The 20,244-nt window shown below is 36.2% G+C and carries 25 protein-coding genes and 1 pseudogene; 9 read left to right on the top strand and 17 right to left on the bottom strand.

Annotation, left to right across the window (positions count from 1 at the left end):
* Positions 1-4: 4 nt before the first annotated feature.
* From STRIC_RS10695 to STRIC_RS10685, 3 genes are all read left to right on the top strand, one after another.
* On the top strand, positions 5-1,189 hold the full coding sequence (locus STRIC_RS10695; RefSeq protein ID WP_008090707.1) for an MFS transporter: 1,185 nt from the start codon (positions 5-7) through the stop codon (positions 1,187-1,189).
* A 272-nt stretch (positions 1,190-1,461) separates the two neighbouring features.
* Complete coding sequence (locus STRIC_RS10690) at positions 1,462-2,325, top strand: IS982 family transposase (RefSeq protein ID WP_008088535.1); 864 nt, start codon at positions 1,462-1,464, stop codon at positions 2,323-2,325.
* Between the two features lie 194 nt (positions 2,326-2,519).
* A complete protein-coding gene (locus STRIC_RS10685; protein WP_008090757.1) occupies positions 2,520-3,275 on the top strand; it encodes a DNA/RNA non-specific endonuclease in 756 nt (251 codons plus the stop codon).
* Positions 3,276-3,612: 337 nt separating this feature from the next.
* On the opposite strand, the gene STRIC_RS10680 is transcribed toward STRIC_RS10685, so the two are convergent.
* On the bottom strand, positions 3,613-3,798 hold the full coding sequence (locus STRIC_RS10680) for a helix-turn-helix domain-containing protein (protein WP_008090476.1): 186 nt from the start codon (positions 3,796-3,798) through the stop codon (positions 3,613-3,615).
* Between the two features lie 143 nt (positions 3,799-3,941).
* Here STRIC_RS10680 and STRIC_RS12225 point away from each other — a divergent pair, with 143 nt between their 5' ends.
* The gene (locus STRIC_RS12225) at positions 3,942-4,088 is read left to right on the top strand and encodes a hypothetical protein (RefSeq protein WP_008090796.1); all 147 of its coding nucleotides are present in this window, start codon (positions 3,942-3,944) and stop codon (positions 4,086-4,088) included.
* 71 nt (positions 4,089-4,159) lie between these two features.
* Here STRIC_RS12225 and STRIC_RS12220 read toward each other — a convergent pair whose 3' ends face one another.
* The gene (locus STRIC_RS12220) at positions 4,160-4,327 is read right to left on the bottom strand and encodes a hypothetical protein (RefSeq protein ID WP_156033623.1); all 168 of its coding nucleotides are present in this window, start codon (positions 4,325-4,327) and stop codon (positions 4,160-4,162) included.
* Between the two features lie 98 nt (positions 4,328-4,425).
* A complete protein-coding gene (locus STRIC_RS10670; RefSeq protein WP_008090752.1) occupies positions 4,426-4,671 on the bottom strand; it encodes a hypothetical protein in 246 nt (81 codons plus the stop codon).
* A 58-nt stretch (positions 4,672-4,729) separates the two neighbouring features.
* Here STRIC_RS10670 and STRIC_RS10665 point away from each other — a divergent pair, with 58 nt between their 5' ends.
* Entirely contained in the window at positions 4,730-4,939 is a 210-nt protein-coding gene (locus STRIC_RS10665; protein ID WP_008090780.1) for a hypothetical protein, read from the top strand.
* 214 nt (positions 4,940-5,153) lie between these two features.
* On the opposite strand, the gene STRIC_RS10655 is transcribed toward STRIC_RS10665, so the two are convergent.
* A complete protein-coding gene (locus tag STRIC_RS10655) occupies positions 5,154-5,384 on the bottom strand; it encodes a helix-turn-helix transcriptional regulator (protein WP_008087836.1) in 231 nt (76 codons plus the stop codon).
* A 179-nt stretch (positions 5,385-5,563) separates the two neighbouring features.
* Between STRIC_RS10655 and STRIC_RS12790 the strand changes: the two genes are divergently transcribed.
* From STRIC_RS12790 to STRIC_RS10635, 4 genes are all read left to right on the top strand, one after another.
* On the top strand, positions 5,564-5,860 hold the full coding sequence (locus tag STRIC_RS12790; RefSeq protein ID WP_234944220.1) for a hypothetical protein: 297 nt from the start codon (positions 5,564-5,566) through the stop codon (positions 5,858-5,860).
* Positions 5,861-6,169: 309 nt separating this feature from the next.
* On the top strand, positions 6,170-6,886 hold the full coding sequence (locus STRIC_RS10645; protein WP_008090635.1) for a S24 family peptidase: 717 nt from the start codon (positions 6,170-6,172) through the stop codon (positions 6,884-6,886).
* Between the two features lie 412 nt (positions 6,887-7,298).
* Positions 7,299-7,496, top strand: a complete 198-nt coding sequence (locus tag STRIC_RS12785; RefSeq protein WP_234944219.1) for a hypothetical protein — start codon at positions 7,299-7,301, stop codon at positions 7,494-7,496.
* 126 nt (positions 7,497-7,622) lie between these two features.
* On the top strand, positions 7,623-8,765 hold the full coding sequence (locus tag STRIC_RS10635; RefSeq protein ID WP_008090616.1) for a tyrosine-type recombinase/integrase: 1,143 nt from the start codon (positions 7,623-7,625) through the stop codon (positions 8,763-8,765).
* A gap of 89 nt (positions 8,766-8,854) precedes the next feature.
* Here the strand turns inward: STRIC_RS10635 and STRIC_RS10630 are convergent, their stop codons facing one another.
* The 13 genes and pseudogenes from STRIC_RS10630 to STRIC_RS10570 form a co-directional block, all read right to left on the bottom strand.
* The gene (locus tag STRIC_RS10630) at positions 8,855-9,130 is read right to left on the bottom strand and encodes an HU family DNA-binding protein (RefSeq protein WP_008090501.1); all 276 of its coding nucleotides are present in this window, start codon (positions 9,128-9,130) and stop codon (positions 8,855-8,857) included.
* Between the two features lie 164 nt (positions 9,131-9,294).
* Positions 9,295-10,317: pseudogene (locus tag STRIC_RS10625) on the bottom strand (IS30 family transposase).
* A gap of 88 nt (positions 10,318-10,405) precedes the next feature.
* Positions 10,406-10,993 carry a YpmS family protein gene (locus STRIC_RS10620; protein WP_008090724.1) on the bottom strand — a complete coding sequence of 196 codons (588 nt, stop codon included), beginning with the start codon at positions 10,991-10,993 and terminating at the stop codon, positions 10,406-10,408.
* The gene (locus STRIC_RS10615; protein ID WP_008090524.1) at positions 10,971-11,822 is read right to left on the bottom strand and encodes an SGNH/GDSL hydrolase family protein; all 852 of its coding nucleotides are present in this window, start codon (positions 11,820-11,822) and stop codon (positions 10,971-10,973) included. The genes STRIC_RS10620 and STRIC_RS10615 overlap by 23 nt, the downstream gene beginning before the upstream one ends.
* A complete protein-coding gene (locus STRIC_RS10610; RefSeq protein ID WP_156033622.1) occupies positions 11,815-12,654 on the bottom strand; it encodes a DegV family protein in 840 nt (279 codons plus the stop codon). Before STRIC_RS10610 ends, STRIC_RS10615 begins: the two co-directional genes overlap by 8 nt.
* Positions 12,655-12,771: 117 nt before the next feature.
* A complete protein-coding gene (locus STRIC_RS10605) occupies positions 12,772-13,647 on the bottom strand; it encodes an LPXTG cell wall anchor domain-containing protein (RefSeq protein ID WP_008090661.1) in 876 nt (291 codons plus the stop codon).
* 171 nt (positions 13,648-13,818) lie between these two features.
* Positions 13,819-15,480, bottom strand: a complete 1,662-nt coding sequence (recN, locus tag STRIC_RS10600; protein WP_008090503.1) for a DNA repair protein RecN — start codon at positions 15,478-15,480, stop codon at positions 13,819-13,821.
* A gap of 19 nt (positions 15,481-15,499) precedes the next feature.
* Positions 15,500-15,970, bottom strand: a complete 471-nt coding sequence (locus tag STRIC_RS10595) for an arginine repressor (RefSeq protein ID WP_008090736.1) — start codon at positions 15,968-15,970, stop codon at positions 15,500-15,502.
* The gene (locus STRIC_RS10590) at positions 15,957-16,793 is read right to left on the bottom strand and encodes a TlyA family RNA methyltransferase (protein WP_008090688.1); all 837 of its coding nucleotides are present in this window, start codon (positions 16,791-16,793) and stop codon (positions 15,957-15,959) included. Before STRIC_RS10590 ends, STRIC_RS10595 begins: the two co-directional genes overlap by 14 nt.
* Positions 16,786-17,658, bottom strand: coding sequence for a polyprenyl synthetase family protein (locus STRIC_RS10585; protein WP_008090591.1), 873 nt, complete (start codon positions 17,656-17,658; stop codon positions 16,786-16,788). The genes STRIC_RS10590 and STRIC_RS10585 overlap by 8 nt, the downstream gene beginning before the upstream one ends.
* Complete coding sequence (locus tag STRIC_RS10580; protein ID WP_008090833.1) at positions 17,655-17,873, bottom strand: exodeoxyribonuclease VII small subunit; 219 nt, start codon at positions 17,871-17,873, stop codon at positions 17,655-17,657. Before STRIC_RS10580 ends, STRIC_RS10585 begins: the two co-directional genes overlap by 4 nt.
* Positions 17,863-19,191 (bottom strand): exodeoxyribonuclease VII large subunit, encoded by a 1,329-nt coding sequence (gene xseA / locus STRIC_RS10575; protein ID WP_008090558.1) that lies wholly within the window; start codon positions 19,189-19,191, stop codon positions 17,863-17,865. The genes STRIC_RS10580 and xseA overlap by 11 nt, the downstream gene beginning before the upstream one ends.
* 147 nt (positions 19,192-19,338) lie before the next feature.
* Positions 19,339-20,199: a bifunctional methylenetetrahydrofolate dehydrogenase/methenyltetrahydrofolate cyclohydrolase gene (locus tag STRIC_RS10570; RefSeq protein ID WP_008090516.1), complete on the bottom strand. Its 861-nt coding sequence runs from the start codon at positions 20,197-20,199 to the stop codon at positions 19,339-19,341.
* Positions 20,200-20,244 lie beyond the last annotated feature (45 nt).

Here is a 20,244-nt window from a genome sequence, read left to right as displayed (position 1 = left end):
TTTTATGATCAAAAACAAATACCATCTCTTATCTAGTCATGCCATTAATAAAATCGGTAATATCATTTATGATTATGCTAATAGTAGTTGGATAGCTGGACTGGGTATCCTTGGCCAACGCTACCTTGGTTATTATCAACTGGTTGAGCATCTCATCGCTATCTTCTTCAACCCCTTTGGAGGCGTAATTGCTGATCGCTTTAAACGTCGTCATATTTTATTATGGACTTATGCAATCGGGGCTCTTTGCTGTGCTTGCCTCACCCTTTTAAAAGATGAGAAGCACCTTTTGATTGGTTTAATTATTGTAAATGCTATTTTAGCCATCAGCCAAGCTTTTTCCTCAACCTCTTTTCGTTCCTATATTGTCACTATTGTCCCTAAACAAGAATTAGGTGATTTTAATGCTAGCTTAGAGCTTATCTCTCAAATAATTGGGGTTAGTACCCCAATTATCGCTTTTATGATAGTGGATAACATAGGGTTAACACTAACACTTTGGGTCGACTGTCTTAGTTTTATAGCTTCTTTTCTCTTTATTTGGGTCATTAAAGAAAAAGAAAGTCACATACAACGAACCGCTTCAAAAACCAATATCTTTAAAGATATGAAAGAAGGACTCGATTTTATTATTAACGAAAAGGAAATTGCTTCTTTACTCTTCATTGCCAGCCTAGTGAATTTTTTTATTGCAGCATTTAATTACCTTCTGCCATTCACTAACCAACTATTGTCGAATCAAGCTAGTTATGCTCATTTTTTATCTACAGGAGCTATCGGAGCCATCCTAGGGGCACTTCTGGTCAAACCCTTCTTTCAACATAGTTATAAGCATTTGCTTCTAACTTTAGCCCTTAGCGGCTTAGGGATGATGCTCATCACACCATTAGCTATTTTAAACTGTCATATCTTGATCATTTTAATAGGACAGTTGATCTTTGAATGCTTTTTAACCATATTTAATATTCAATTTTTCACACTTGTTCAACAAAAGGTTCCTGAACATCTCTTAGGTCGTGTTTTTAGTTCCATTTTTACCATTGCTATTCTATTAATGCCCTTAGCTACCTTTCTGATGACTTACCTTCCTTTTTTGTTATCTCTTTCAAGCTTTGCTCTTATTGGTTGTGGGATGACTTTTCTGTCCCTATTAGGCTATCTCTATTACAAGAAGAACTTATCATCTTAAAAATTGGTGAACCACTAGAAACTCCATTGCTATTAATGCATAAAAATAAGATCATATCAAAAAGATAAAAAGAGCTAAAATTTTTTTAAGAGCAAATTAGCTCTTTTTTTAGGTGATATTCTAGAAAATTATGAGTTTTTATCTATTTTTAAAAGAAAATTAGTTTTTATTATTAGTATAATATACCCGTGGTGCTAGTTAATCTCAAAATACAATAAAAAGCCCAAAAGGACTATACTGTAAGTGCCTACACAAACAGGAGGTTAGTCCAAATGAGCCACTTACAGTATACAGCTAAATCCCATCACTTACAATGGAATATGCGTCAATTATCAAAAATTTGTTCTCAGTTTTATCAAGATTATTGTCCGGAAGACTTCAAACACCGTCGTAACGTCTGTCTGTCCAAAGTTTCAGACCAATCTCTTCTAGTTTTACTGCTATTACAAGCTGAACTAGGTATTAAATCACAACGTCACTTTTATAGGATTTGTCAGCTATTTCCCTGCGGTACATTACTAGAAAGAAGTCGCTTTAATAGGCGTGCAAGACAGTTGATTTGGCTGGTTCAAGTGATTCGTCAGGCAATGAACACTCAAATTTCTCCCAATACCATTGTTATTATAGACAGCTTTCCTTTGCCACTTTGTCAATCTATTCGTAACCACAGGGTCAGACTTTTCAATGGGATAGCTAATATTGGTTACACCGCCTCTAAACATATGTGGTTTTACGGTTTTAAGGTTCACATGCTAGTGACCTTATCAGGCTACATTCTGAATTATGTTGTCAGCCCAGCCTCTGTTCATGATATTAAGGCAGTTTACGAGTTGCTAGAAAGGTGTGAACAATCCGTCATTTTAGCAGACTTAGGTTACCTTAACCGTGAGCTGAAAGATGAGTTGAAGCAAAATGGCTATCACCTCTGGACTCCCTTGCGTCAAAATATGGAAGGGGCTAAACAGCATAATCATTGGAAACTAATGGCTATGAGACGAACCATTGAGACTAGATTTTCAGAACTTTGTTCCCTTTTTGATATGGAACGAACACTGGATAGGGGCATGACAGGGCTGCAATTGAGGATTGAACAAATCATACTAGCTTACAATTTGAGATATTTTGAAATTAACTAGCACCATGGGTATAATATATATTTTGTTAATAATTTCCACCTCTAAATTATGTTTAATTATTATTTTTTATCAATTATTATAAAATAATTTTATTAAATAGCCTAAAAATGAGATTTTATGTGTTATACTTAACCAGTAAAGTGCAATGCATGATCCACTTTAAAAGCTTTGTTAGAAAGGTTTAGGTGGTAATTATGAAATTATCTAAACAAAAATCAAGTTTTTTTGCTGTTGTCTTACTAGTATTATGTTTATCACTACCAACTTCAATAGTTAATGCGTCAAGGATACGAACGTATCCCAATGTTTCACATATTGAAACAAATATTTCAAGTAACCTTTCATCAAAGATTCTACCTTTTAAAGGAATTTATACACTAGAACTAGAAAATTTAGATAATTTGAACAGAGCACAGTCAGCCCACATACAACTTCAAGATAAACATGAAACTACAGATAATCGTTCAAAAATAAACTACAATCCAGTCGGTTGGCACAACTATGAAATGCCCTACGGAGATGGAACCAAAAAGGCTTGGGTTATGAATCGTGGGCGTCTTATTGGATACCAATTTTGTGGTTTAAATGATGAACCTAAAAATTTAGTAACTATGACCGCTTGGTTAAATACTGGAGCATATTCAGGTGGAAATGATAGCAATCCAGAAGGCATGCTATATTATGAAAATCGTTTAGATTCTTGGCTTGCATTACATCCAAATTTTTGGCTAGACTATAAAGTTACCCCTATCTATAATGCAAATGAATTACTCCCTAGACAAATAGAATTACAATATGTGGGTATCGATTTTTCTGGGAAACTACTTAATATCAAATTAAATAGTGATAAAGAAGTAATTGACGAAAATGGCATAACAACAGTTGTCTTAGAAAATTATTCTTCAAATATCAATCTTGATTACTTAACAGGTATGGCAACCTTAAAATAAAAAACATCTATTCGTTTTTAACGTTAGAAAATAATCATCTCTATAACTTTTTTATTGTCCCTAAAAAAAGCCCATCATATAGGCCATGAAGGTTTCTATGATAGGCTTCTTTATATCTATTATTTAATGGCATCTATTCAATAAAATATTTTCCGTAGATGTAAAATGATAAAAAATATTTTGATATAAGGTTATATAAGCAATGAAAATACTTTCATCTATCTCAAAAAAACCTATTAGCTTTAAACTTCTGAGTGCTGTTACTAAAGCGACCTTTCTTGTGTTATAATTAAAACGTATTTTTTGTTCTGAGTCCGATTCCCGTCGGACTTTTTTGTTATCTAAAATCTTCTGTGCTGATGCCTAAGACATCGGCGATTTTAACAACATCATCAAATTTCAATGATTTTTTTCTTCCTTTTTTTAGATCAATTAAGCTGTTTTGATTTAATCCAGCCTTTTGTGACAATTCATATTTAGTCATTTTTTTCTCAATTAATATAGCTTCGATTTTTTCCCACATAATTCCTCCTAAGCACAACATATAGTTGTTTATAGCTTTGTTATATACAATATATTGATTTTTCAATATGCCTATGATATAATTTATTTGAATATGACCTCTCACCGTTGTATTCAAAAAATTATGGAAAGGAGGGGAAAGTTATGAGTAAATTGAGTCCAAAGCCTACAGATAAAAATCCTAAAAAAAGTTGGAAAGATTTAGACAGCACACTTCAAGCAGCTTTTAAAATACCGACAAAAGACATGGAGCTTACCATACTTGTAGATACCTACGAAATGTCTGCTTAAGAGATTATCGAAGAAGCTAAAAGGGCAGGTTACAATGTCAAAAAGATCAACGACAATGTTCTCAACTTTTTCTAAAAAATCATTCCATAAACACAAGCGATTTCACGCTCAATTCCGTTAATTACCGATTCAAGTCTCGAAATCCTAAAGTCTACTGTTTCAGTAGGCTTTTTATCTTGACCGATAGTTATTAATTCGATTGTTTTCTTTCCGCTATACGGGTATCGTTTTGGTCTCATGTGTCTCCTTTCTATATTTCAGACAACAGCTGATTAATTGTCTTAGCGTTTAATCTGATTTGATTGCTGTCAGTCTCGTGGTTATTGGCTTGTAACAGTTATTCGACTAAATCTTTGCGAACATCACGTCTCCACTCTGATAGCTCCTCTTTAGCTTTAGTCGTCTCAAAATATTGTGTGTAATCATTGTTCATAGCACAGACACCATTTTTTCTGTCTCTACTCAAAGTTACTTTGATATGACTTTCTGATATGTCATACCCTTTTAAAACTTGATACGCTTCTGCTAATTTTGAATCAGAATTCTCATAGTAAAAACGCCTTATTCGTTCTGCTTTAGTCATTTAATTCCTTTCTAGTGTTGTATAATGTAGTTATCCTATTAGGAAGGGGGATAAGTGAATGAATTTAGAAGAATTAACTCCTCTATTGAATAGTATTGATGATTTTGAAACTGTTATTTTGCATAGTCTCGTTGGAGATTTTGTTATTGATCATTGGATTGAGCCTAATCGTAAAAATGAAACCCTCATTTTCATGCACAATGACCAAACAACAGAATTAAAATTATCAGCTATTCTCGGAATTTCCACTATTCCTAAGTCCCTCTAGCATATTGCGGACTTTTTCGGAACGTTTACCTTGGTGGGGAGAATCTCCAAATTTCCACTGCAACAATCTGCGTTCCTCTTCTGATAAATAACCTGCTCTTTGTAGTAGGTTTTTTGCTACCTTCCATGGAATCACTACAGCTACTTCATCCATGTTGATTACTATTTCTTCAAGTTCATTTATTTTGTTTTCTAGTTCGTTCATATTGTCCTTTCTAGTGTTGTAATTGTTTTATATGATTTAAATCGTATTTATTGCCTAAAAAAATATTATTAACATCTACTTTATAAAAATCTGCCAATTCATTTAGTAGCGATACAGGGATCTTGCTACTATCAATTTCGTATTTTAATAAAGTTTGATGGTGAATACCAAGCTCTTGCGCAACTTCTTTAGCGCTAAGACTATAATTAACGCGTAGCACTCTTAGTGTCATTTTCGTCATTATCCCACCCCCTTTCTGTGATATAATTGAAATTTGATGAAGAAAAAGAAATATACCTAACTCTCTATGTACCGTTAATAAAGTGGATGAATTCGCAATCATTCAATAACAAAAGTTATTATTGGCTAGTGGCATTTACTAGATATACAACAAATACACAAGATTTTCTGACAAACTTATTGTTAAAAAATTTTGAAAAATTACCTGTATCAGTTGCTATGAAATACTCTGAATACACCCTAAATTCTGCAACCTCTTTACATTTTTATCGTAACGCTGAATACGATTATGATTATGAAATATTTGCAAAAAAAGCCTCTGAATTATTTGACCTCATTATTGAACAATTGCTAACAGAAGGAACAGTATTATCCCAGAAGCTAAGCTTACCAAACTTATCCAAATCCACTTTAGAGAACTTTTTGGGGAACAAAAAACTATATCGGTCCAAGATTTTTATCACTAGAAACCCATAACAAACCCCTAAGACCTGAAAGACCACTGCCATTCTAACCCACCCTTTCCACTCCCTCTTGGGAGTTTTTGTTTTGCTTAATTCCTTAAGCTTGACTATAGTATACTACGAATTAAATCGTATGGCGAATGTTTTTCCGAAAAAAATCGTATTTATTTTAAAAATATTATTTACAAATACGATTTAAAACGATATTATATAAGTATAAAAATTCGAAAGGAAAAAATAATGGCAAGAGGAAGAGGTAAGTTAACCCCTCAGGAAATCGAGGCGATGCAATTCTTTTCGAGCAAACTTAATAATTTGCTCAATGAAACGAATACAAAGCAAGTTAACTCAAAAAGAATTAGCTAAAAAACTAAAAATAGCTCCAACAGCTATTTCAGCTTGGGAGGTAGGTAGAAACAAACCTCTTATGGATAACATCGAACAAATGGCTTCTATTTTTGGAATATCAAAATCAAAGCTTTTAGGTAACGAAATATATAAAATCCAAGATAAAGTTCCACCAGAACTCATCCCATCTACTCTACAAAAAATAAATGCTACTTCTTCTCAATTAGAACACAGTAGACAGCTAATCGTTTTGGATACAGCTGAAACTTCATTAAATCAACAAAAAGAAATTAAAAATAACGAAGATACAGTAGTGGAATTCTTCTCTTATAACTACTACGACCACCCCGCTTCTGCTGGGACAGGTCAATATCTAAATGATGTGCAAGTAGAAACAATTGAATTACCAGTCGATATTAATGCGGATTTCGTTATTCCTGTCTATAGTAATTCCATGGAACCAGAGTATCACTCTGGCGACTATGTATTTATCAAACTATCTATTAACCTGTCAAATGGTGATATAGGAGTTTTTGAGTATTATGGTGACGCTTATATCAAACAACTTCTTATAAACGACGAGGGAGCTTTTCTGCATAGTCTGAGCGACAAGTATGACGATATACCTGTTGATGCCGACAGTGATTTTAGGATTATTGGAGAAGTTGTCGGAAGCTATTCGGATAAATAATTTAGTATTCTTTTATTATTTAATAATTACGTGCAATAACTGATCCACATAAAAAGCTGATGGGAGACAATATATGAAAAAATTGGTTACTTTAGGGGTTATTGGGATATCTACTATTTTTTTGACAGCGTGTTCGAGCGGTGATCAAACTAAAATAACCAACAAATAAAATGTTGTAACGGAAAATAAAAAAGAAGATACAAAATCAAGCGGAAAAGTAAGTGAACCTCAAAATCAAAAATACAAGGTAGGAGATAAACTAACATTTAAAAACGGACTAGAGATAACTATAACAAATGCTGAGTTTACAGACGAACGAAATCAATTTGATGACTCCAATCCGGAAAAAGTATTAAAAGTAATCTACAACGTAACTAACAATACCAAAGAAGATTACTTGGTATCATCAGAGATGGAATTATATATAGGAAGCAATAAAATGAATAGCTATCCTATAGACACAACTGTTGAGACGTTATCTCCTGGACGTAGCTACGACAATGCAGTGACTGCTTTTGGCGTCAATGGTACAGACAAAATGGAATTAGAAGTAAAACCTTCTTTTAGCTTTGAAAAAGAAAAATTCATAGTTGAATTAGACTTGCAGTAAAATAAAAAAAGCCCTACGCTCTCAAACTTTGGCGAGTCTGAGCGTAGGGCGTAACTAACATAAGAAACAAGCATTAAAAAGCTCGTTTTCTTATGCCTATTTTATCAAAAAATAAGGTAAAAAACAATGTGGGCTGAAAAACATACAAGCGGAAAAGTAAATTTTGTAGAGAGATATAAAGACCCTTATACAGGAAAATGGAAACGGACATCAGTATTGATGGATAAAGATACCTCTAGAATAAGAAAAGAGGCTCAAAAAATACTAGATGCTAAGATAGCTGATATTTTATTCAAGCTACAATCATCTGAAATGCTTTTTACAGATCTTTTTGACCAATGGTGGACATTTTACCAACAAGAGATAAAACGCTCCTCTAATGCATCGCTAAAAGGCAATATAAGGGAAATTAGAGAGAGTTTTGGAATAGGTATCAAAGTAGTCAATATTGATGCTAAGTATGTACAAGCTTACCTGGATAAACTGAACTGCTCTAGAAATAAAAAAGAGCGTAACAAATCTATGCTTAATCTCACCTTTGACTACGCTATTGACTTAAATATCATCAAGGATAATCCCTCAAGGCGGGCAAAGCTCCCCCGAATAAAGAAGACTTTGGAGGATTGTAAAAAAATTGAAGAAAAATATCTTGAAGAAGACGAGATTCAACCGTTGCTCAAAGAATTGTACCGACGGCCAAGCACATATCGGACAGCTCTACTAGCTGAATTTATGAGCCTAAACGGCTGCCGTATTGGTGAAGCAGTCAGTCTTGAGCCCGCTAATCATGATTTTGATACTAGAATCCTAAAACTACATGGAACCTACGATCACACTGAAGGCTATCGTAATGGCGAAAAGACATCACCGAAAACTCTCGCTTCCTATCGTGAGACCATAATGACGAAGCGTGAGATGGAAATCATTGAAGAACTTGAGTTTATGAATGAGTTGGAAAAGAATACCAATCATCGATATAAGGATATGGGATATAGCTTCACGACTAAAAATGGTGTCCCAATTCAGACCAATTCTTTTAACATTGCTTTGAAAAAGGCAAATGAACGACTTGAAAATCCAATAACGAAAAATCTTTCTAGCCACATATTCCGTCATACCCTAGTTAGTCGCTTGGCAGAAAATAAGACGCCTCTGAAAGCAATTATGGATCGTGTCGATCATGCTGACGCAAAGACAACTACCCAAATATATACCCATATAACAAAAAAATTGAAATCAAATGTAGCAGAAATCATGGAAAACTACTAATTATATGCCCCAAATTTGCCCCAAAACATATAAAAAAAGTCTACTGTACAACGTCAAAACGTTGATGCAATAGACTTTTTTTATATCTATTATTTAACAGCGTCTTTAAGAGCTTTACCTGCTTTGAAGGCTGGCACTTTTGAAGCTGCAATTTCGATTTCTGCACCAGTTTGTGGGTTACGACCTTTACGAGCTGCGCGTTCGCGAACTTCGAAGTTACCAAAACCGATTAATTGTACTTTTTCACCATCAGCAAGGAATGCTTCGATTGCAGAGAAAACTGCATCTACTGCTGCTGCTGAATCTTTTTTAGTCAGTTCAGTTGCTTCTGCAACTTTTGCGATTAAATCTTGTTTGTTAGCCATTTAACAAATCCTCCAAATAATTAGTAAGCTTAATGCTTTAACAGATATTATCATATCTAAAAAACGCTCTCAGGTCAAGTATTTAACGTTATTTAGCCCTATTTCTTATACGCAAGTTGTCAAGTCAAGTGCAACCAGTTCATAGATAACTAGAGTTCCAGATGTTAAGCTGTTCGGGATAGCTCAAACAGGAATTTTGAGGATTGATATTGAAGAAGTCGTCTTGGGCGCTCATTGATGGCAGTAATATAATTGTCAAGTTCTTCAGAGGTTAGTGGATTAAGTGAGACTCCTTTAGGGACATATTCTCTGAGGAGGCCATTGAAGTTCTCGTTTGTTCCTCTCTCATGTGAAGAATAGGGATGTGCAAAGTAAACTTCAACAGCTTCTAAGTTTGAGAGTAAACTAAACTCAGAACCATTATCCGCTGTGATGGATGCAATAGGATACTGACTGATGAGATGCGTGACAGCTCGGTTAATGGTTTGGGACTGCTTGTCTTCTAGCTTAACTCCTAGTGCATAGCGTGTCTGGCGCTCTACCAAAGTCAACATAACAGCTTCACCTTTGGTTTTCTTGCCGAGAACCAAATCAATCTCCCAATGCCCAAATTCAGAACGATCATTAATATATTCTGGACGTTCTTCGATAGATTTACCTAAAGTCTTCTTATTCGTCTTCATGACTTTCTAATAACTTCGTATAGCATACACCATCTTAGGCAAATCGATTGGTTTAATAGCTAATACCCCCTCTTTGATATAACGATAAATCGTTTTGGTAGAGGGGACGACTTCTTCAGGATGGTTCACTTTGTAAGTCTGAACAAAACTATCCACACTATGGAGACGAATGTTAGCCGTCAAGGCAGATTCTAATTGTTCAATGAACCTAGCGGAGCAGTCATTCAACTTGAGATAAGAACTCTTTTGACGATTGGTTTCATAGACACGTTGCCCACTATCAGCGAAATAGGCGTTGAAGAAGGTTTGTTTTCCATTCTTATCCTTTACCTGTTCTACTGAACCACGTTTTATTTCTCGGCAGATTGTAGAACGGTGACGACCCAAGAGTCGAGCAATCTCAGCGGGTTTCTTTCCCATTTTAAGATAAGCAGCAATTTCACCCCGTTCTGTGGCTGAAAGATGAGAATAGGATGATTTTCTGGTAGAATTAATGTTGGACATGTTCATCTGCTTTCCATACTGAATTGGGGAATTCTAGTATATCAGACGAACATGTCTTTTTTGTTGCACTTCATTTTACAACGCGGTCCTATTTCTTATAAATATCAAAGCTAATTTGGTCCTTGACTAAATCCACTTTTTTTGCCTTTAAGTAGACATTTGCGTCATTCTTCAATTCTTGTAAATTCACAATGATAGCAGACTGGTTTGGCATTACTTTGACAAATTTAGGTAGCTTATAGCTTGATTTCAAATACTGTAAAACATCTTTTTCAGGAAGAGGAAGGGTACCTACTGAGAACGAAACCACCTGTAATTGAACAGCCCCATTATCTAAACGATTGGGTTGAAAATAAATATATAGTGGTACTTCATAGCCTAATAATTGATAGGTTCCTTCAAATAAGATAGACGTTGATGTAGCATAAAACTTGTAGTGTAAGGTTTTTGTTTGATAATCCTTTAAATAACTAGCTACTGTTTCATTTAGTTGCTCACGATTCGTGGTAAAAGTACCAACCTTAATATTGTTGAGTTTCTTTTTAGCAATCAATTCTGATTCTGGTTCTCTGACTTGGATAAGGCGACTTCCAATAACCACCCCAAAAGCTAGATTTAAAGCTAATAAGCATAAGAAGGCCCACTTCCACCAGTTAAGGTTTAATTTCTTTTTCATGTTTCCTAATTTTCTCCATTATTGCATCTGACATGATTTGATAACCCGTGTTATTAGGATGGAAATGATCACCCGTAAATAGAGCATCGTTAATGCCCCTTGTTTGATCTCCTGAGGACTGAATAATGCCTTCTTGTCCATCTTGTCCATTTACCCCTTTGTACAACAAATCGTTAATAGGAACAAAATAAACACCTTTGTAGGACGAAATGGTTTCTTTTGTCTTTTGATTCCAGTCATCGATAACTGTTTGCATATCAGTCAATTCAGGAAAATTCAAATAAAATGGATTGTAGATACCAACCACAAAAATGGGCAAGTCCTTGTTATCTTTCCTAGCTAAATCTAGTATCTGGCGCAAACGTTTTTGATAGGCTATCGAAGGCTTATCAAAACTAGATAGTTTTAGATGAGCTAAATTCTTTCGAATGACAGCTAAGACATCATTACCACCAACTGTTACGGTCAATAAATCGGCATCTTTTAAATCTGATTGAATGTCTTTAGTTGTAGACATCCTTTTTAAGATTTGTTGACTGGTATTTCCCGAAACCCCATAATTTTTATGACTAACTTTAGCATAAAAAGTATCACTGATTTCGTCTGATAACAGAGGAACAAAACCACCTTGGTTGGTTAGATCACCAACCCCCTCCGTCAAGGAATCACCAATAGCCACGTAAGTAAAGTCGATTTTTTCATTTTTTAAAAAGTCACTCTTTTTCAATTTAGAATCTGATTTTGGAATCAGATTATTTAGTAAAAAGAGCGAAATGCAAAAAGCAAAAAGAAAGACCAATAATCCTTTTAGAAACTGACGCTTATTCATATCTAACCATCACCGCAAAAGCACCTTCACCAGTATGAGTTTGGATGATTGATCCTGTTTCCAAAACCGCAATTGGCTTGTCATAGACAGCAGCAATTTTTTCCTTTAAGCTCTCAGCCAAGTCTGGTTCTCCAGCATAAGAAATGGCAATTTCTGCGATGCGTTTGTGAGCATTAGCTTCCAAATAGGTTTCCAACCATTTGATAAAGGTCTTATTACCACGACCTTTGACAAGGGTTTTTAACTCATCATTTTTCATTTCCATGAGGACGCGAACGTTTAAAAGAGAACTAATAAGACCTGTTACCCTACCGATACGACCTCCTTTAACAAGATTTTCGAGAGTCGATACTCCAATGTAGAGTTCCGTTTTGGATTTTATTTCTTGGATAGCATCAAGAATTTCAGAAAGCTCTGCTCCTTCTTTAGCCATCTTGGCAGCTTGAACCACTTGAAATTTCATGGCTTGGTCAGTAAATCCAGAATCTAACACTGTTACAGGCGCACCTGCAATTTCAGCTCCTTGTCTAGAAGCTTCAATGGTTCCAGACAGAACTGGGGATAAGTGAATGGCAATGATATCGGTTGCTCCTTCAGCTACCAACTGCTCATACACTTCTGCAAATAAGCCAACAGGTGGTTGACTGGTTTTTGGTAGTGACTTGCTAGCCTTCATTAATGACAAAAAGTGTCCCTTTTCTTTTAAGTCGCTATCCGAATAAAGTTTGCTGTCAATCATGACCGACAGTGGTACAACTGTAATATCAAGTTCTTTAACCAATTCAGGTTCAATGGTCATTGAAGAATCTGCAACAATTTTAATTTTTCCCATGTCTTTTTCCATTCTAGTCTAGTTTATCATCTCTTTATTTTATCACTCATTGGTAAATAAATCAAAATAAGTAAAGGCTATAACCTCCTTAAAAATAAAAACTAGGCTTAAAGAAGCCTAATTTCTTTTTATTCTGAGAAATTGTCCAACAACTCCTGCTGTTACCAAGAGCATTCCTAAAAGTTGAGGTAATCTCTCTGTTTTTTCTCCAGTATTTGGTAATTGAAGTCTACTAGTTGATTTTAAAAAGCTAATTTTTCTGTTATAAGGAACAGAAATTCGGTCTCCCTCACCATTAATAGATGATAAAAATTCATTGATGATAGAGGTAGGAGTTTGGCTAATCTGTTCAGCCTCCCGGCTTTTTAGAACCAATTGTTCAACTTTTTGTTTCTCATGCTGAGCCGCAAGGTAAAGTTTAGATGGTTTCAGATGAGAACGATTGCTGATAGCATTGACAAAGCTTTTGCTTGCTTTATTAAACTGTGTCATCTTTACTTGTAGCTCCTGACGAGCGGCTTGATAGCGCTTGTTTATCTCAGAACTACTATAATAATCCAATTCTAAAGGATTAATCTGTTCTTCGGTTGGTAACTTAGCCACAAAAACAGTCGATAAATCAAAATCATCTTCTGCTTGAGGACTATTTATTTCTACATGTGGTTCAGAAAGAGTATCTGAATTTTCGACTATAAGCTCTTGATCAGAATCTTTAGCATCTAAATCGTCTAGAAACTGTTGAATCAATTCTGTACGTTCGATTTTTTCCTGATCACTTAAAGTTTCTGGGGCCACTTCTTCAATGATATGTAATACCTCTGCCGCTTTCTCTTCTAAATGAAAGGCTGAGCCTTCATTAGTGGGCATTAAATCAACTTTCTGGTCCACAGATGCCATCGTTTCTAAGACCTGATCAGCTTTGATTAGTTGTGTGTGGCATGTCAAGGCTGTCCATATTAGTATTGTTGAGAAATACATTTTTTTATTAGACATATATACCTCCTAGATTAGAATTCTCTTATTTATTTTACTATTAATTAAGGTTTTGTCAATAGTAGAAAACTAAAAAAACCGCATGTTTTTACGGCTTCTTTAGTTATAATAAGGATTTTAATCGATTTCTCTATTTTAAGAAAAACTCTTTTTTCAAAATGAGAAATAAGATTAGAACTTTTTCAATAAGGCTTCTGCTTGATTACGAGCAGCTTGAGTCATATCAGTTCCTGCTATCATAGTTGCAATCTCTTCAATACGCTCTTCATGTGTTAATAATCTTGCTTTTGAAACCGTCGAGTCTTCCTTGCTTTCTTTAGAAATAAAGTACTGGTAGTCAGCAATGGCTATGACTTGTGGTAAATGAGAGATAGCTAAGACTTGCCCGTGCTGTCCAATTTTATAGATTTTTTGTGCTATGGCTTGGGCGACACGGCCTGATACCCCTGTATCGACCTCATCAAAGACAATACTGGTTTTATCCTCTTTTTTAGAAATAGCCGCTTTAATTGCTAACATTAGGCGAGACAACTCACCTCCAGACGCTACCTTAACTAAAGGCTTGAAACCTTCCCCTGGATTGGTTGAAATATAAAACTCTAACTGTTCATTTCCTTGACGATTAAATTTTGACTTAGTGAATGACACTTTAAAATCAGCTTTTTCCATGTAAAGGTCCTTCAGTTGTGATTTGATGTCAGTCTCTAAGGTTGAAGCCAGCTGGTGACGACCCTCACTCAGGTCCTGAGCTGCAATTACCAATTGTTTTTCAAGTTTTTTCAACTCTATCTCTAACTCACCTGAGGTCCTTTCATCACCGGTGAGTAACTGATATTCTGTGACAATATTGGTATAATAATCCATCACATGATTAACATCTCCGCCATATTTTCGACTCAAGCTATTCAACAAATCTAATCGATATTCAATTTCTTGTAGGCGTGTACCATCAAAATCAAGCTCATCAAGAGATGTAGCTAATTGCTTACTCACTTCTTCTAAGATATAGTATGCTTCCGCAATAGAAGTGGAAAACTGCTTATAATCAGGGGCAAAGGTCTCTATGCTTTGTAAATCGTTCATACTTGAGCGAATATTGGATAAACTTGAAAAGTCATCATTATCCAACATCAGATAGGCATTTGTTAAGGTATCTGCTATTTTTTTATGATTGAGAAGACGCTCTCTTTCTTGATTAAGCACCTGATCTTCATCTCGTTGTAAATCTGCAGCTTCAATTTCAGCCATTTGAAAAGCGAGCATGTCAATTCTGGCTTTATGTTCTTGCTCGTTTTTTTGTTTTTCAAGAACATCTTTTCGCAAGATTTTATAGCTATCAAAAAGTCTCTGATAGTTCTCTTTGACTTGCCTAAAATGGTCATCACCAAAAGCATCTAAGATATGCAAATGCATTTGTGGTCTCATCAGTTCTTCTTGATCATGTTGACCGTGAATATCAACTAAAAACTGTCCAATTTTCTTTAAGGTTGCCAAATTGACCATTTGACCATTGATACGACTAACACTCCTACCATTGGCAAAAATATCACGGCGTACAATCAATTCTTCTTCTATGGTAATTCCCGATTCTTCTAACAAGGCTTGTAAGTCACGATTTTCAGAAAGAGAGAAGAAACCTTCAATTTCTGCTTTATTAGCGCCATGACGAATCACTTCTGTACTAGCACGCGCTCCAAGCATCATGTTCATGGCATCAATGATGATTGATTTACCTGCTCCTGTTTCACCCGTTAGAACTGTCATCCCGTTTTCAAAATTTAGGGAGATTTCTTCTATAATAGCAAAATTCTTAATGGAAATTTCTAATAACATGTTCTTCTCCCCTAAAGCCTTAGTCTTTTCCTTGCATCCAAAGTCTTACTTCATGACGTATAAAATCAGCAGCCTCTTGTGTTTTAGCTATCAATAAGAGGCTATCATCGTCGACAACAAGGCTAAAAATTTGCTCAGAAAAGTCGGTTAATAAATAGCGCTTGATCAACTTGCTATTTCCAGGTACTACAGTTAGATATAAAAAGCGCTCAAGCCCTTCCGTTTTTTCAGATATTTCTAGAATAGTGCTTTTTATGGAAGTAGGTTTTTGGACTACTTTTTTACCACTATCTTGTGATAAGCCGTAAACATAGCGTCCAGAACCTGAAGGAATCTTAACAATACCAATCTCATTCATATCTCTTGAAATGGTTGCTTGAGTGAGAACCAATCCATGTTCTTTTAAGCGCTGCAACAAATCATGCTGAGTCTCAATATCATGATTGAGAACTAGATTCTTGATTAAATCTAAACGTTCATTCTTTTTCATGTTTTTCAAATTCCTTATGTGCTTGGGTCACAACTTCCCTAATAGCTTGATTAGATATCACATCTGTCTTTTCAGGACTTGTAACCTTTTCAAAGTGAGCTAAAAATTCTATATTGCCATGTCCTCCCTGTATTGGAGAAAAGGACAAATCTCTAATCATTAATTCGTTTTTTTCAGCAAAGCTAATGACATCTTGTATCACTTTTTCATGAACCTGTTTGTCTTTGACAATTCCTTTTTTACCAATTTGGTCACGGCCAGCTTCAAACTGAGGTTTAATCAGTGCAACGACATGCCCCCCATCAGCCAAGACTTCAACTAGAGCGGGAAATATTAGGCTTAGGGAAATAAAGGATACATCAATACTTGCAAAACTAGGTCTACCTTCTTCAAAATCATCTGCTTTGGCATAACGGAAATTGTACTGCTCCATACTACGAACACGTGAATCTTGACGTAATTTCCAGACTAACTGATTGGTTCCAACATCAACTGCATAAACCAACTGAGCTCCTGATTGAAGCATGACATCCGTAAAACCACCTGTAGAGGCACCAATATCAATACAGATTTTATCTTGAACGGAGAGCTTAAAAAGATTTAAGGCTTTTTCGAGTTTTAAACCACCACGACCAACATATTTAAGCTTTTCACCTTTTAGCTTTAATTCAATAGCTTCATCAATTTTTTCTCCTGGTTTATCAAAACGTTCCCCATTCAGAACCGAAACCACAAGACCAGCCATAACGCCTCGCTTGGCTTGCTCACGTGTCTCAAATAAGCCTTGTTTATAGGCTAAGACATCTACTCTTTCTTTAGGCATCTAATCGTAGTCCTTCTATTAGTTTTACTATCTCTTGAGCATTGAAGTTAGTCTCTTGAGCAATTTGCTCAAGCAAGTCTTTGGCTTGAGTCAAACTGTCCTTTAAAACAGCATAAGACTCCTCTAAGCCCAATAGACTAGGATAGGTTGATTTTTGAGAAGCGATATCTTTTTGGGGAGTTTTCCCCATCTGATCAAAACTAGCTGTCAGATCCAAAATATCGTCCCTAACCTGAAAGGCATGCCCAACAAGCATACCCACTTGCCAAAATTGCCCACACACCTTTTCAGACGCTTCTGCAATGATAGCGGCAGCCAAAAAAGGAAAGGCTAATAGTTTTCCTGTTTTATTGGTATGAATCGCAGTCAAATCCAAAAGTGATAAGGATTTTTCTTCACCTTTCATATCTAACATCTGACCACCGACCATGCCAAAGCTTCCTGCTGAGCTTGATAATAAGGTCACTAAATGAAGGGTTACTTCTGCCTTTAAATGAGCCTTGACTAATACATCAAAAGGATCTAAAAACAAAGCATCTCCCGCTAATATAGCTGTAGCTTCATCAAATTGCTTATGATTGGTTAAACGACCGCGACGGTAATCATCATTATCCATGGCAGGAAGGTCATCATGAATAAGCGACCCTGTATGAATCATTTCAAGCGCTGCAGCCACCATATAATGACTCTCTGTTAAAGTAATCTCAAACCCCTCTAGCAATTCTAATAGGATGCGTGGGCGAATGCGTTTTCCACCACCATTTACCGAATATAAAATAGCTTCAATCAAGTCTGTGGAAACTTGAGAGTGCGACTTTTGGTAATAATCGTGAATGGCCTCATCGATTTTGTTAAGGCTAATCATTGGGCATCCATTTCTACTTCTGTTCCGTCTGCTTGCATGACTTTCACTAAGGTTTTTTCAGCACTTTGCAAGGTTTTTTGAAGGTCTTTTGACAAGAGCATTCCCTTTTGAAATTCAGCAATTGCCTCTTCTAATGGCACATCTCCATTTTCTAGTTTGCTTACAATAGCCTCTAAGTCTTGTAAATTTTCTTCAAATGTTTTCTTAGTTGACATCTCTTACCTCTACTTCTATTTGTCCATCTTTTAAGGTTACAGCTAATTGATCGCCTTTTTGAAGGTCTTTTGTGGAAGACACTAGGTGTCCTTCTTTATAAATCATGGCATAACCACGAGCGATAATCCGATTGGTATCAAGGGATAATAAGGCATCCTGAGCTTTTTCAAAACGAGCTAGCTTGCTATCGTATTGATTTGACATTTGCGATAGCAATAAACGATTGGCGTTATTAATCTGATCTTGATAGCGTGCTAGTCGAGCAGGCAAACCTAGAGCTGACAAGCGATGTTGCGCATGCAAGTGCCCTTCTTTTTTTAGCTGAATCATTTCTTTAACAGAATTAGCTAAGGAAAAGGTTAAACGATCAATCTTTTGAAGGTAAGCATCATACAAGCGTTCAGGCTGTCTAAAGATTACTGACCGCATCTGCTGATTAAGCCCCTCTTGTTTTTGCTTGATCAGACGCAGGCTTGCTTGATAAGCACGATTTTGTCTCTCGACAATCCACGACAGAATATCAGCTTTAGTCACTGGTGTGGCTAACTCAGCAGCGGCTGTTGGCGTTGCTGCCCGCTGATCTGCTACAAAATCTGCTAAGGTAGTGTCCGTTTCATGGCCTACACTAGAAATAACAGGCAATCTGGAAGCAAAAATAGCTTCAACCACCACCTCTTCATTAAAGGCCCACAAGTCTTCGATAGACCCACCACCACGACCAATAATTAACAAATCTAAGTCATCACGCTGATTGGCTTTAGCAATATTACTTACAATTTCTTGAGCGGCACCTTCACCCTGAACCTTTGTTGGGAACAATAGGATTTCCACACCAGGAAAGCGTCTGGAAACGGTCGTAATAATATCACGAATCACTGCACCGCTAGGACTGGTTAAGACACCTATTTTGGTTACAAATTGAGGAATGCCTTCTTTGTGCTTGGCATCGAAAAAGCCCTGCTCTGCTAATTTTTTCTTGAGCTGTTCAAATTGTAAGGCAAGAGCACCAATACCATCCGGCTCTGCTTTTTCAATAATAATGGAGTAAGAACCTCCTGGTTCATATAACTGGACACGTCCAACCACATTAAGCTTCATGCCTTCTTCCAATTCAAAGGGAAGTTTTTTAAAAGCTCCTGCCCACATGGTTGCTTGAATGACAGCTCCCTCATCCTTTAAAGAGAAATACTGGTGGGTAGGTCTTTTCCTAAAATTAGACACTTGTCCTGTCAGATAAACTTTTTCTAAATAAGGATCACGATCAAATTTTAACTTGAGGTATTTCGTTAGATTAGTGACGCTTAAATAATCTGTCATCAAACCACCTTTCTCTTTGTCATCCCTAAAAAAGGGAAACGGTATACTAATGCAATTATACCATTTTTCTTTTGAAAAAGTGACCTCAAAAGAGCTAAAAAGAAGCCCCCTAAGGACTTCATTTACCGTTATGACTAGCAGAGCAAATTAAGAAGAGTGCGAAACACTTCTAAGTGCTGCTTGATAGGTTTGCTCCAGTAACATGGTAATCGTCATGGGCCCTACCCCTCCTGGAACGGGTGTGATTTTATTTGCTACTTGGGACACTTCATCAAAAGCAACGTCTCCGATTAATTTTCCTTGATCATCACGATTCATGCCAACATCAATAACAACAACACCTTCTTTGATAAACGCTTTCGTTACAAAATGCCCTTGCCCAATAGCCACAATGAGGATATCTGCCGTACGACAAACGTCCTCAAGATGTCGTGTCCTAGAATGGGTAAGGGTTACCGTTGCATTTTTATCAAGGAGCAGTTGAGCCATGGGTTTACCCACAATGTTCGAGCGTCCAATAATAACAGCGTGTTTCCCCTCTAAGTCCACCTGATACTCATGCAACAATTCCATAATACCAGCAGGTGTACAAGGAACCATAAGGGGTCTTCCTGACCAGAGGTGTCCTGTATTCATGGGGTGAAAACCGTCAACATCTTTTTTAGGGTCAATAGCCAAAATAATTTTTTTATCATTAATGTGATTCGGTAAGGGCAGCTGAACCAAAATACCATGTATGGTTTCATCAGCATTATACTTCTCAATAATAGCGATTAATTCCTCTTGGCAGATAGCGTCTGATAAGCGAATGGTTTCACTCTTGAATCCTGCTGCAAGTGCTGCACGCTCCTTATTTCGGACATAGACTTGACTGGCTGGATTATCTCCGATCAAAATCACAGCAAGACCTGGAACGATGCCTTTGTCATCTTTTAGTTTAGCCACTTTTTGAGCTAAGGCCTTCTGCATTTTTTGGGCTAAGGCCTTGCCATCAATCAATTCTGTCATTTACATTCCCCTTACATTCATTTCTATTTTATTCATTATATCAAA

The sequence above is a fragment of the Streptococcus ictaluri 707-05 genome, from assembly GCF_000188015.2.
Taxonomy (GTDB): domain Bacteria; phylum Bacillota; class Bacilli; order Lactobacillales; family Streptococcaceae; genus Streptococcus; species Streptococcus ictaluri.
The sequence above is the reverse complement of the archived record's forward strand: the minus strand, read 5'-3'. Positions and strand labels throughout refer to the sequence as shown.